The 11,382-nt window shown below is 55.5% G+C and carries 9 protein-coding genes; 4 read left to right on the top strand and 5 right to left on the bottom strand.

The window, feature by feature from the left end; translation table 11 throughout:
* From ACP3TE_RS11625 to ACP3TE_RS11615, 3 genes are all read left to right on the top strand, one after another.
* A complete protein-coding gene (locus tag ACP3TE_RS11625; RefSeq protein WP_166650864.1) occupies positions 1-162 on the top strand; it encodes a hypothetical protein in 162 nt (53 codons plus the stop codon).
* 296 nt (positions 163-458) lie between these two features.
* Positions 459-1,520 (top strand): L-glyceraldehyde 3-phosphate reductase, encoded by a 1,062-nt coding sequence (gene mgrA / locus ACP3TE_RS11620; protein WP_426733647.1) that lies wholly within the window; start codon positions 459-461, stop codon positions 1,518-1,520.
* Between the two features lie 272 nt (positions 1,521-1,792).
* Positions 1,793-3,175, top strand: a complete 1,383-nt coding sequence (locus ACP3TE_RS11615; protein ID WP_426733645.1) for an NAD-dependent succinate-semialdehyde dehydrogenase — start codon at positions 1,793-1,795, stop codon at positions 3,173-3,175.
* Positions 3,176-3,234: 59 nt separating this feature from the next.
* On the opposite strand, the gene ACP3TE_RS11610 is transcribed toward ACP3TE_RS11615, so the two are convergent.
* The 3 genes from ACP3TE_RS11610 to ACP3TE_RS11600 form a co-directional block, all read right to left on the bottom strand.
* Positions 3,235-4,218 carry a hypothetical protein gene (locus ACP3TE_RS11610; protein ID WP_426733643.1) on the bottom strand — a complete coding sequence of 328 codons (984 nt, stop codon included), beginning with the start codon at positions 4,216-4,218 and terminating at the stop codon, positions 3,235-3,237.
* A 3-nt stretch (positions 4,219-4,221) separates the two neighbouring features.
* Positions 4,222-4,965: a DUF5819 family protein gene (locus ACP3TE_RS11605; RefSeq protein WP_426733641.1), complete on the bottom strand. Its 744-nt coding sequence runs from the start codon at positions 4,963-4,965 to the stop codon at positions 4,222-4,224.
* 273 nt (positions 4,966-5,238) lie between these two features.
* Positions 5,239-8,958 carry a choice-of-anchor G family protein gene (locus tag ACP3TE_RS11600; RefSeq protein ID WP_426733640.1) on the bottom strand — a complete coding sequence of 1,240 codons (3,720 nt, stop codon included), beginning with the start codon at positions 8,956-8,958 and terminating at the stop codon, positions 5,239-5,241.
* Positions 8,959-9,365: 407 nt separating this feature from the next.
* On the opposite strand from ACP3TE_RS11600, the gene ACP3TE_RS11595 reads away from it, so the two are divergent.
* The gene (locus ACP3TE_RS11595) at positions 9,366-10,031 is read left to right on the top strand and encodes a LuxR C-terminal-related transcriptional regulator (protein WP_426733638.1); all 666 of its coding nucleotides are present in this window, start codon (positions 9,366-9,368) and stop codon (positions 10,029-10,031) included.
* 17 nt (positions 10,032-10,048) lie between these two features.
* Here ACP3TE_RS11595 and ACP3TE_RS11590 read toward each other — a convergent pair whose 3' ends face one another.
* Positions 10,049-10,762 carry an SH3 domain-containing protein gene (locus tag ACP3TE_RS11590; RefSeq protein ID WP_426733636.1) on the bottom strand — a complete coding sequence of 238 codons (714 nt, stop codon included), beginning with the start codon at positions 10,760-10,762 and terminating at the stop codon, positions 10,049-10,051.
* Positions 10,763-10,862: 100 nt separating this feature from the next.
* Entirely contained in the window at positions 10,863-11,363 is a 501-nt protein-coding gene (locus ACP3TE_RS11585) for a ferritin (protein WP_133834868.1), read from the bottom strand.
* Positions 11,364-11,382: the final 19 nt, after the last annotated feature.

Genomic DNA, 11,382 nt, shown 5'->3' with positions numbered 1-11,382 from the left:
ATGCCTGAACAATCAGCTGCTGGGCAGCCCGGTGGCGCTGAAGAGGAAAAGCTGCGACTGGCCGCAGAAGAAAAGAAGCGCCATGACGAGCACGATGAAGCTCTCGTCGAAGAGTGGGAAGACGAGTCATTCCCGGCTTCGGATCCGCCCTCGAATTATTAGCAAAAGCCTTTTCCCAAGAGACCGCACACCTCGCATTCAGCTACTTTCAAGTTTCAGCTCCTAGTGTGGTTATTACCTTCTCAAGGTGCGAGTGATCTAGATCAACCGATCCGCACAGGCGTTACCTCCTTGGCCTGGCGGGTCGGTTCATCATTTAATCCAAACCCACGAAACCTTTACGCACACAGCGGATTCACCTTTGCGCTATTTATTTAGTTCAGGCTCTGGCCTATTGTGGAAACTGACGTCAAATCGATTTCCGCTCGCCAGCGCTTGACCTGGCAGAAAGGTGCCTCGTGGAATACGAACGCCTCCCGTCCATCCCGGAACTGCACCGTCCCTACACTGCTGCCGCAGACCGCTATGAGCACTTCGGCTACCGCCGCGTTGGCGATTCCGGCCTGCGCTTGCCCCCGCTATCCCTGGGACTGTGGTGGAATTTCGGCGATAACCGTCCATTCGATTCCCAGCGCGAGATCCTGCGCCACGCTTTCGATAACGGCATCAACCACTTCGATCTGGCCAACAATTACGGTCCTCCGGCAGGTTCAGCCGAAGAGAACTTCGGCCGCATGATGGAAAAAGACTTCAATCCCTACCGCAACGAGCTGGTCATCTCCTCCAAGGCCGGCTACGACATGTGGCCAGGCCCGCACGGCACCTTCGGCTCGCGCAAGTACCTGCTGGCCTCCTGCGAAGCCTCGCTGAAGAAGATGAATCTGGACTACGTGGACATCTTCTATTCGCACCGTTTCGATCCGAAGACTCCCCTGGAAGAAACCATCGGCGCTTTGGATACCCTGGTTCGTCAGGGCAAGGCCACCTACGTGGGCATCTCCTCGTACTCGGCAGAACGCACCGCCGAGGCTGCCGCAATCGCCAAGGACCTGGGAACCCCGCTGGTAATCCATCAGCCGTCGTACAACATCCTGAACCCCTGGGTAGAGCACGGCCTGCTGCAAACCCTGGAAAAGGAACGCATGGGCACCATTGCTTTCACCCCGCTGGCCCAGGGCCTGCTCACCGATAAGTACCTGGAAACCACTGATGTGGTTCGCCAAGGCGGACGCCGTTCGCTCGAAGCCCAGCTGACCGATCAGAACCTGGCCAAGGTCCGCAGCCTGAACGAGGTTGCGCAGACGCGCGGGCAGTCGCTGGCGCAGATGGCCCTGGCCTGGCTGCTGCGCGATGGCGCGGCAACCTCGGTATTGATCGGCGCCTCGTCCACCAAGCAGCTCGACGAGAACTTGGGTGCGCTGGACAACCTTGAGTTCTCCGAGGCGGAATTGGCCCAGATTGCCAAGATCGCCCAGGGCGATGCCGGAATCGACTGGTGGCGCTCTTCCGCGATCGGCTAGTAATCCACTGATCACACGGGTAATACCTGTGTTCTTGAGCCGCGGTTTCCAAGACAAGTCTTGGAAACCGCGGCTTTTTCATTCGCTTCCGTCTGCAACTTCCACTCAAGCCAAATACCTGCTGTTCCTTGGTGGCTGAATGTTGTTTCTGCGGATAAGCTCGGAGTAGACGCAATATGAAGTGAATTACATTCATTTATTGCGTGGAGTCCGCTAGCGTTAGATCCACACGGCTTACGCTGACCACTTTTGTGCATACGACAGGAGCATTGATGAGCGCCCCAACCTACAAGGTCTTGAACCCGGCAACCGGTGAAGTCGTCGAGGAATTCGCCGCGGCCACCGATGAGCAAGTCGAACAGGCGCTGGCTGCCGCGCAGAGCGCCTACGAATCATGGCAGGACGTTGACATCAACGAACGCGCCAAGATTGTTTCCAAGGTAGGCACGCTCTTCGCCGAGCGCGCAGCAGAACTCGGCAGGATCATGACCACCGAAATGGGCAAGCCATTGTCCGAGGCCGTGGGCGAAGCTGAATTCTGCCAGGAGATCTTCGAGTACTTCGCCACCGAGGGACCAGCCTTGGCAGCGGACCAGGAGATCAAGTCCTTCTCCGGCGGCAAGGCCGTCGTTCAGAAGCGCCCGGTTGGTCCGCTGCTGGGCATCATGCCGTGGAACTTCCCGCTGTACCAGGTAGCGCGCTTCGCGGCACCTAACTTGATGCTGGGCAACACCATCATCTTGAAGCATGCCGAGTCCTGCCCGCGTTCAGCACTGGCCATCCAGGAAATCATGGATGAGGCTGGAGTACCGGCCGGCGTCTACAACAACCTCTTCGCCACCCACGACCAGATCTCCACCATCATCGCCGATGCCAGGATCCAGGGTGTCTCGCTGACCGGTTCGGAGCGCGCTGGCGCCATCATCGGCGAGCAGGCCGGCCGAAACCTGAAGAAGGCCGTGCTGGAGCTGGGCGGCTCGGATCCCTTCGTTGTCCTGGACTCCGATGACGTATCCGGCATCGTGGATACCGCTTGGGGCTACCGCATCGACAACACCGGCCAGGCTTGCAACTCGAACAAGCGCATGATCGTCATGGAAGACATCTACGACGAGTTCGTTTCCGAACTGACCAAGCGTGCCGAAGGCCTGCAGCCTGGCGACCCGATGGCGGAAGCCGAGGGCACCTTCGCTCCGCTGTCCTCGCGCAAGGCAGCAGAATCCCTGCACGAGCAGGTCCAGGATGCCGTCTCCAAGGGCGCTACCCTGCACGCCGGCGGCGTGCTGCATGACGGCCCTTCGGCCTACTACTCCCCAGCGGTGCTCACCGGCATCACCAAGGAAATGCGTGCCTACTACGAGGAGCTGTTCGGTCCGGTAGCCGTGGTCTACAAGGTATCCAGCGACGAGGAAGCCACCGAGCTGGCCAACGACACCATCTATGGCCTGGGCGGTTCGGTGCACTCCACCGACGTCGAGCGCGCCTCGAAGGTGGCGCAGAAGCTGCAGTCCGGCATGACCAACGTGAATGCAGCCAGCGCAGAGGGTGCAGAAATGCCATTTGGCGGCGTGAAGCGTTCGGGCTTCGGCCGCGAGCTTGGCCCGCTGGGCATGGATGAATTCGTGAACAAGCGCCTGTTCTACGTAGGCGAGTAGTTCCTTAAACGATATGGGGTAGCTGAACCAGAAGTTCAGCTACCCCATATTTTGTCTAATTATCGTCCAGCTGCAACCAATTCCTTTTCTTCGAAAAGTTCATCTTCGATTGAGCGTTTCTTAAGAATCTTCTTATTCACGAACCCGGCGATAGTTGCCCATTCTTTATTGGAAATGAAGAGCAAGTCCAAAGCGATCATGACCAATGAGAATTGCCAAAGGCCTGCAAGCAGAAGCGCGATGCCCATGTGCATAGTGAATAAGACCGCAACGGCCCATGGTCGCAACTTGCGCAACAGAATGAAAATGATGAAACCGCCCTGGGCGATCAGAGTCATCCACGATGATATTTTGATAAACAAACTAGACTGCCAAATCAGTTCATTAAGACCTGGATAGATCTGATACGACTCCAAGTTCAGGGCGTAGTAGAAGCCCGTTCCATCGAGCCAGTTATCTCCGACAACTTTCAGGTAACTGGAAATAACGTAGACAATGACGATCTGGGCCATGCACAGCAGAAGCACGATATTGTGGACCGCATTCCATGCTGGCTTGTTCTTGCATTTAACGGTCTTTCCCTTACGTCGCCGCAACCAAGAATCCACGGAGAAATGCTCGTTGAGGTTGGCGAATACAAGGAAGAGCAAGGTGATTCGCGTTAGCGTATCCCCACCGTTGGTGAGATATGGGTTGTTGGACTGCAATGCAACGAGGAACAGCAGGAACAATGGCGTGATGTACTTAGTTTTCCAGCCAGCGATGAAGATCAGCACAATGGCAATGAAGGCCATGTACCCAATGCTGAAGAGTAATTCATCGCTCTTGGTCAGAAGCGTGTCAAAGGTCCAATAGCCACGCCGCTTAGCTTCCGGATCAACCCACCATGAGGCTGGGCCCCAAAGTATGGAACGGTCCCCCATGCTTGGCAGCAAGACGGTGAGCATACCGATGCCGTAAATAATACGCAGCAGCGAGAAGCTGATCAGGGAGTGTTTGGATTCTAGAAGCCAGTTTCCGAATTTATCAATAAGAGATGTCATTTCCTATCGGCCTTCCTGGCGTTCAATCATGTTCTCCAAATGCTCTACGGCAAGTTCGTACGGGCTGGCATCAGCTGCACGCCATCCGAAGGTTCGTACGCTCGTTTCGAATTGCTTGTCATCCATGAAGCGATGGTTGAAGTCGTTATTTCGATCTCCGATGATCCGCCATTGGACATCACGTGCTTTCTCCCCTGTATAGGCTTCAGCGTAAACCGTGGCGTATCGAACAAGCATGTAATCCATACGTACAAAGTTCACGACGCGTGATGAGTTTTTTTCTTCACCTTGGATGGCTTTGACGACTTCGCTGTCACTCATGACGTTACGGTTCTTGCCGTCAACAGAGACGAAGTTCTTCCGTGCGGTTTCTCGCTGATCAGTCTTCAGCTTGTTGAATCGTGAGAGATAAACACTGGTGGTGTTTTGAGAGAGTTTTTGAATCCTGGAGGGAGCCAAGCTGCCTTTATTCAGTAGCCGTTCTACTTCGGTTACGGGAATCCATTCAGATTCGGTGATTTTCCCGTCGTCATCATATGACCGGGAGCGGACCTCCAGGTAGTAGTCGCGCTTCTGAATATTCGGAGCGAAGACATTCCATTTCTGGCTGAAGAACGGCGATAATTCCCGTTTTACCGGATTAGATGCTTCCACTGCCATGGATACTGCTACTGCGCTATAGCCAAGTACCATTACCAACGCAACAATTACGGCTACCAGCCTTCGCGTCTGACCTTTTTTGGTCATCCTTACCTCTCGAACGTCAGGGCGTCATGCCGCTTGCCATCATTGCCCAAATTTTCTATCGACTTCAATCTCTGCTGGACACTTTGCCGGGCATTCAGCCAGCTACTGAAAGCTTCTGTATCGATTTCTCGCCTATTTAAGAGAACTATATTCCAGCACAATAAGGTTCAGATACACATTTGAAACTGAGTCATGTGCAAAATAAAAAGTCTTGAGCTGGGCAACTATTATTAGCTGCCCAGCTCAAGATTTATGGTGCTACTTTATGATCGCTTAGGCCTTCTTGCGACGGAGCACGGTTACGGCTCCACCTGCGAGGACCAGCAGCAAGGCGATTCCGCCGATTACCAGTGGAGCGTTAGCGCCGGTGTCGGCCAACTTGTCCTTCTTGGAATCGTTCTTAGAATCGTTCTTGCCCGAATCGTTGCTGTCGTTATCGCCTGCGTCAGTACCCTCAGCATCGCCTGCGTCAGTACCCTCAGCATCGCCTGCGTCAGCATCGCCTGCGTCAGCATCGGTAGCGTCAGCATCGCCTGCGTCAGCATCGCCTGCGTCAGCATCGGTAGCGTCAGCATCGGTAGCGTCAGCATCGGTAGCGTCAGCATCGCCTGCGTCAGCATCGGTAGCGTCAGCATCGCCTGCGTCAGCATCGGTAGCGTCAGCATCGGTAGCGTCAGCATCGGTAGCGTCAGCATCGGTAGCGTCAGCATCGGTAGCGTCAGCATCGGTAGCGTCAGCATCGGTAGCGTCAGCATCGGTAGCGTCAGCATCGGTAGCGTCAGCATCGGTAGCGTCAGCATCGGTAGCGTCAGCATCGGTAGCGTCAGCATCGGTAGCGTCAGCATCGGTAGCGTCAGCATCGGTAGCGTCAGCATCGGTAGCGTCAGCATCGGTAGCGTCAGCATCGGTAGCGTCAGCATCGGTAGCGTCAGCATCGGTAGCGTCAGCATCGGTAGCGTCAGCATCGGTAGCGTCAGCATCGGTAGCGTCAGCATCAACTGCAGCTTCAACCACCTGGAAGGTAGTGGTGTCGTTGGTACGACCATCATCGGCGAAGACCGAGTACTGGCCAACTTCAACCTCCTCGAAGACTACTTCCCAGTTGCCTTCATCATCGGCAGCAACTACGAGCTCCGGAGCTGCAATGGCGTTCTGGAAGAATGCGAACACCTTTGCAATAGCGGAATCAGCGACTTCGGTAGCCTTGACGGTTACCACAGCGTTTGGATCCGAGGTGCCCTTCACGAGCACGTTAGGTCCTTCAACGGTCGAGCCTTCAAGTGGAGTCACGATGTCCACTGGCAGGTATTCACCGTCTTCGTCGCCGTCCACATCGGTGCCATCAGCATCGGTAGCGTCAGCATCAACTGCATCGGTAGCGTCAGCATCAACTGCATCGGTAGCGTCAGCATCAACTGCATCGGTAGCGTCAGCATCAACTGCATCGGTAGCGTCAGCATCAACTGCATCGGTAGCGTCAGCATCAACTGCATCGGTAGCGTCAGCATCAACTGCATCGGTAGCGTCAGCATCAACTGCATCGGTAGCGTCAGCATCAACTGCATCGGTAGCGTCAGCATCAACTGCATCGGTAGCGTCAGCATCAACTGCATCGGTAGCGTCAGCATCAACTGCATCGGTAGCGTCAGCATCAACTGCATCGGTAGCGTCAGCATCAACTGCATCGGTAGCGTCAGCATCAACTGCATCGGTAGCGTCAGCATCAACTGCATCGGTAGCGTCAGCATCAACTGCATCGGTAGCGTCAGCATCAACTGCATCGGTAGCGTCAGCATCAACTGCATCGGTAGCGTCAGCATCAACTGCATCGGTAGCGTCAGCATCAACTGCATCGGTAGCGTCAGCATCAACTGCATCGGTAGCGTCAGCATCAACTGCATCGGTAGCGTCAGCATCAACTGCATCGGTAGCGTCAGCATCAACTGCATCGGTAGCGTCAGCATCAACTGCATCGGTAGCGTCAGCATCAACTGCATCGGTAGCGTCAGCATCAACTGCATCGGTAGCGTCAGCATCAACTGCATCGGTAGCGTCAGCATCAACTGCATCGGTAGCGTCAGCATCAACTGCATCGGTAGCGTCAGCATCGGTAGCAGCAGGGGCAACCGTAATGGTCACGTCGTCTGTGCTAATTCCGTCCGTTGCGGTGATGATGTGCTCACCTGCTGGAACATCAGGGAAGGTGGTGGTCCAGTTACCTTCGGCGTCAACGTCGACAGTGACTGGGGTGCCATCTGCAAGCGTTACATCAACAGTGGTATTCGGTTCACCGGTACCAGTGACAATGACTTCGTCACCTTCGGTGAAGGCGTCGGTTGGTACGGGGCTTGTGATGACGACATCTGCGTATTCGGCAGCAGCACGAACAGCTGAAGTACCCAGGTCAACGCCAACAGTCAGCGCTGGAGCGTCCGGAAGCACATCGATCGCCAGAGCGGTAACGTAGTTCAGTTCGCCCTCGGGAGCTGGTTCTGCTGGCTGCGCAACGGCAGCAACGCCAAGGTCAGCGCTGGCAATCGTATTCTGCTCGTTGATGGTGATCTCAAGAACGCCAGCAAGGAGTGGTTCGATACCATTTTCAATCAATGGCGCGACCACACCGTCGACTGCACCTTGGATCGCGCCCGGAAGCGCATCGACGAGACCAGTTGTTGCGTCAAGGACATTGCCAGTCGTAGTAGTTACTGCGGCAACAATGCTGTTCAACGCAGAAGTCAAGTCCAGCTCAATGAGGCTTCCTGGAAGCAGCACAAGCGAACTATTGTCGGCGAAGTTCTCAGTATCTCCGTGGAGAAGACCATTAAGAGTACCGCTGAGATCGATCTTGCCTTCAGCCACGCCACCAAGCGCAGTTCTGACATCAATATTCGCGGTCAAGTTGAACGTGGCAGTATTAAGAATTTCGTCCAAAGCAGTCGTCAAATTGGTGACGACCTCGTTTAGAAGTCCCGTCAATTCGGTGCTGACCTTGGACGCGATCTTGTCATCCAGCAACTTAGTATTCGCTGGCTGATCGTTCAGGCCACCTTCAATTGCCTTGGACAGATCCAGGTGAACAGTTCCTTCGCCCAGATTCAACGAGACCAAACCCGAATCCGAAACCAGTTCCTCAGTAATCACGGAATTCAAAATATCCACAACACCGTCAAGGCCGTCGATCGAAAGAGCAGCATTGGAAATGCCAGCTTGAGCGACAAGCACGTTGATGTTGAGCAGGTTTAGCGCATCTACGAGACTGGACACGGTGCCACCCGTGCCCACCAGGCCGTTGAGGGCGGTGCCGACCTCGGTAGTCGTGGCAGTCAGATCTTCACTCAACTGCGACAGCAATGGGCTGTGCAGGTCAGCAGTCGCGGAAGCAATCTGGTATTCGTGCGTTGGATTCGCACCATCGAGTCGCTCGGTGGTCGAACCAAGTGCGCCCAGCTGCAGTTCCGCAACGTCCAACACTTGGTTGGTCACGCCGTCCAAGTTCAGCTGACCGAAAAGCTTGGTCAGATCGATCGTTGCAAGATCGCCAGGTGCCCTGTCTAGTGCCAATGCACCGTCTGCACCCAGCACGCCTGCCGAAGCCTTGGCATGAGTCGCAGTATCAGCAATTGCATACGAGGACAGTGCGCCTGCCTGACCAAGCTCAAGGAGGCCTGAGGCGTCATCGCTGATTACTGGAAGGTTAATGGTCGGCAGCGTCAGATTCAGCGCACCGTTAAGCGCCGCCACATTCAATGGGTTCGACTGAGCCGCTGGGGAGCTCGGGTTGGCTGAGTAGGAGTAGCCTGCGTCAGCTACATCCAGGCCCAGACCGTCGACATTTATAACCTGGCCGTATGCTTCCGAAAGGTCGTCAGGAGCTGCATAAGCCGCGGTCACGGTTGGGGCAACGAAAAGGCTAGCTACGACTGCGCCAGCAAGTACTGGGCGCGCAACGCGCCCTTTTCCTGCCTTTGCTGGTGGCAAATTATTTGCTTGCACCACTTGTCCTCCAAAAATTGGTTGTGATCTAGGAAACTTCGCAAAGCTCCTATTTGACCCTATGCTGGACGAACCCCGACTCACAGGTTTCTTTCAGTCATTTCTTTGCATACTCAGGTCAAACTTCTTGGCCATACGGTCAGAATCGATGGCCAGCAGGTAATACTGGGCAGTAATTTAACTTCCTGCCATTGGAGAAAATAATGCACTTACAACCACTGACCTGAAAATTTACCCAAACAGTGATGTAACAATATGACAACAACCTCGCAATGCTATCTGTCAAGCCAAGGGATTTGACTAGTTAGCCATAGACTGTGAATCACCTGCTAGCTTTCCCCACCGCAGAACGGGTTAGGAAGGATTGGCCAGGACAACACCAGTTCGTAGTGATGGAGGATTCTTGTATGTCGCACATCCGCATTCATCTGGCTGATAGTGACCATTTCTCACGGGCCGGGATTGCTGGAGTCTTAGCCGAGGCCAGCGACATGGTGATCGAGCATGTTTCGGATTGCATGTCCGAGGCCGTTCAAGCTGCAACCGAGTTGAAGCCGGACCTCGTCATCCTGGAATCGTCGCTGAATGGGACGGATCTGTATTGCTCGATTCGGGAAATCTCCGAGAGTGCACCGAATACCAAGATCGTGGTGTTGGCTGCCCGATACCAGCGGGACGACATCTCCAAGGCCTACGATGCTGGCAGCTCGGGACTGATCTCGAAAAGCTCCATCAGCTCGGAACTGCCCAGCGCATTGCGCATGCTCGCTGCAGGCTACCAACTTTTTGCCCAGCCGTCGGACGGTTGGGAATCGACCGCGAAAATCGTGCGCCGCTCAGACCAGCAATCCGTTGTACGCAAGCTCAGCGAACGCGATCGCAGCCTGGTGCGCCTCGTCGCGGCCGGGCTCACCAATTCTCAGATCGCCCGCATCGCGCACATCTCCGAGGGCTCGGTGAAGCTCCACTTGGCGCGCATCATGGAGGAACTGGGCGTCACCAATCGTGTGCAGCTGGCAGTAGTGGCTACAGAATCCGGATTGGTTTCGTCTGCGGATCTGCAGATCGCCTGAAACAGAATCGAATCTGGTCAGTACACCGTACGAAGCTGGCTGGCAGGGATCCACATTTCTTCGCCGTCACGGTCAATCTGCCGCCACGCGCCCTGGCGCGCGACGATGACCACGGCAGTGTCGGCCGGAAGAATCCGCACTAGCGAGTAATGGTCGCCAGGACCGCGTCTCGCGTTCAGTCCGATGGTGGTCAGTGCCCGCTGGTTGGGGACGGCGATCAGCCCGCCCTTGGCTGGACGGGAGGGGATCTCCTGCAAGTACATGCTGGGTACCCAGCCCAGCAATTTGCCGCACTGCACCTGGGACCACAATCCCTGCTGGAGCATCGAGCGGACCTTGGACCCCTGGTCAATGACCTTGAGCACCGGATACCCAGTGCCGCTGCCCTTGCGCAGATTCAACGTTGCCGTCGTAGCATGGGTGGCTTCGATCAATGAATAGCGTGAAAGAACTGGCTCGGCCAGCTCGTCATCGTCTTCGGCGAGTACCGGCTCGTCAAAGACCGCCGGGATCGCTTCAAGATAGATATTCGGCAGCCAACCGTAGATCTGGTGCACGAGAACATGTGCCCACGAGCCGTTGACCTCAATCAGGACCAGCTCTGTGCCTTGCTCCAAATGGCTCTGCACTACGTAGTGGCGGCCGGCGCCCTTGCGCAGCTTGAGCGAGGCAGTCGTCCGGTGGGTATTGGCAATGGACGACGTCCGAGCCGACTGATGTGGATAGCCCACCTGGTTCACAACCACCTCAAATGAAAAAACTTAGGGAAGCAACCACCGGTTGCTTCCCTAAGTTTATTCCATTTTTAGAAGATGCGTGCTTCGCCGCCTCTTAGGATGCGGAAGAACGCGAGCCGAGCTCTGCATCCAGTCGCAGCAGGCCGCTTCCATCGTTGCCGATCATCCTGACGCGATCCAGGATTTCACCAACGGTGGCTTCCTCTTCAACCTGCTCATCGATGAACCAGTGCAGCAGCGGCAGGGAGTCGATGTCACCCTCGGTCTGCGCCAAACGGTACAGCTCGCGAATCGCTCCGGAGACCTTCTGCTCGTGGGCCAAGGAAGCTGCGAAGGCATCTGCAACGCTGTTCACATTCACAGTCGGGGCAGGCTGCTCGCCAATCTTCGGGTGGGCCGAGCGGTCGGTCATGTGGGTCATGAACTTTTCCGCGTGCACGATTTCCTCGCCGGCCTGGGCGCGGAACCAGCCAGCAATGCCGGGAAGGCTCAATACGTCCATTTCAACTGCCAGCTGACGGTAAACCGTTGCTGCGGTTAGTTCGAGAGTTACCTGGGTGCTGAAGGCTTCTGCCAGTTTTCCTGTAAGTTCCATGTCATCAGACTAAACCTGT

The sequence above is a fragment of the Glutamicibacter sp. 2E12 genome (assembly GCF_050030965.1).
Taxonomy (GTDB): Bacteria; Actinomycetota; Actinomycetes; order Actinomycetales; family Micrococcaceae; genus Glutamicibacter.
This window is presented reverse-complemented; position numbering and strand designations above follow the sequence as displayed.

What these genes read in the sequence shown, in the direction of transcription:
- ACP3TE_RS11595 (WP_426733638.1), top strand. Translation starts at nt 9,366, where the DNA reads ATGTCGCACATCCGCATTCATCTGGCTGATAGTGACCATTTCTCACGG.
- ACP3TE_RS11625 (WP_166650864.1), top strand. Translation starts at nt 1, where the DNA reads ATGCCTGAACAATCAGCTGCTGGGCAGCCCGGTGGCGCTGAAGAGGAA.
- ACP3TE_RS11605 (WP_426733641.1), bottom strand. Translation starts at nt 4,965, where the DNA reads ATGACCAAAAAAGGTCAGACGCGAAGGCTGGTAGCCGTAATTGTTGCG.
- ACP3TE_RS11610 (WP_426733643.1), bottom strand. Translation starts at nt 4,218, where the DNA reads ATGACATCTCTTATTGATAAATTCGGAAACTGGCTTCTAGAATCCAAA.
- ACP3TE_RS11615 (WP_426733645.1), top strand. Translation starts at nt 1,793, where the DNA reads ATGAGCGCCCCAACCTACAAGGTCTTGAACCCGGCAACCGGTGAAGTC.
- ACP3TE_RS11585 (WP_133834868.1), bottom strand. Translation starts at nt 11,363, where the DNA reads ATGGAACTTACAGGAAAACTGGCAGAAGCCTTCAGCACCCAGGTAACT.